This window comes from Streptomyces sp. NPDC097129 (genome assembly GCF_055668065.1).
Genome location: NZ_JBVOQE010000097.1, coordinates 1 through 1,135, shown reverse-complemented (window position 1 = coordinate 1,135; position 1,135 = coordinate 1). Strand labels below are relative to the sequence as shown.

Annotated in this window: 2 protein-coding genes; both read left to right on the top strand. The window is 61.6% G+C overall.

Translation table 11 applies throughout. The features are described from left to right. Positions 1-271: GAP family protein (locus AC0B9F_RS38370; RefSeq protein WP_472010468.1), on the top strand; the 271-nt coding region annotated here is incomplete at its 5' end. Continuing rightward, positions 268-1,135, top strand: an 868-nt coding sequence (locus AC0B9F_RS38365) for a SulP family inorganic anion transporter (protein ID WP_472010466.1), incomplete at its 3' end; no start/stop codon positions are given. The genes AC0B9F_RS38370 and AC0B9F_RS38365, both read left to right, overlap by 4 nt.

The following is a 1,135-nucleotide window of genomic DNA, read 5'->3' as shown; positions in this document are numbered from 1 at the left end:
CGACATGTCGTGTGCCATCGCAGCAGCGATGAACCTTCGTCTCAGCACTGTGGCACCGACGTCGCAGATCGTCTCGGCCGTGATCTTCTCGCTGGTGTCCGTGACCTCGGTCGCGGTACCTGTTGCCCTCCTGCTGATCAAGAAGGACGAGGCAACCGAACCGCTGCTGAAGATCCGCACCTGGATAGCCACCAACACGCACTTGCTGAACGTCGGGCTCCTCGTCCTGATCGCGGCGATGCAGATCAGTAAAGGGGTGCAAGGACTATGAGTGCTCCGCACACGCGGACCTGGTGGGTCTTCGGATCGTTGTCCGACTATCAACGCGCTTGGCTTCGCCCCGACATCATTGCGGGCCTTACGGTGTGGGCTGTCCTTGTTCCGGAAGCGCTCGCGTACGCCACCATCGCCGGAGTTCCGCCGGTGGTCGGGCTTTATGCTGCGGTTCCGTCATTGATTCTGTACGCAGCAGCCGGCAGTTCGCGCCATCTGATCGTCGGGCCGATGTCGGCGACCGCAGCGTTGTCCGCGGCGATGATTGCGCCATTGGCTTCAGGAAACGACGGCCGATTCATCGCGCTGTCGGCGGCATTGGCGATCGTGACCGGGCTCGTCGGATTGCTCGCAGGATTCATGCGCCTCGGATTCATCGCGTCCTTCATCTCCGAGCCGGTTCTCAAGGGATTCATCGTCGGTCTGGCGCTCACGATCATCATCGGTCAAGTACCCAAACTCCTGGGCGTGGACAAGGGTGAGGGAAACTTCTTCGTCCAGACGTGGACAGTGGTGAAGGAACTGGGTGAGGTCGACCTACCGACCGTGATCATCGGATTGCTCAGCCTGGCAATGGTCCTGGGCGTCAAGCGATGGCTTCCGCTCGTACCGGGTTCGCTCCTCGTCGTGCTGCTGGGCATTACCGCAGTAGCGTTGTTCGGCCTCGACGATCGTGGCATCGACATTGTCGGACACATCGACTCGGGCCTGCCGTCGATGGGCCTGCCGAACGGTGTGGGAGCTGAGGACTACCTCGACCTGGTCGGACCGGCGGTCGGCGTTCTGCTCATCGGTTTCGCCGAAGGTCTTGGCGCTGCAAAGACATACGCGGCCAAGGCCGGCTACACCATCGACGCCAATC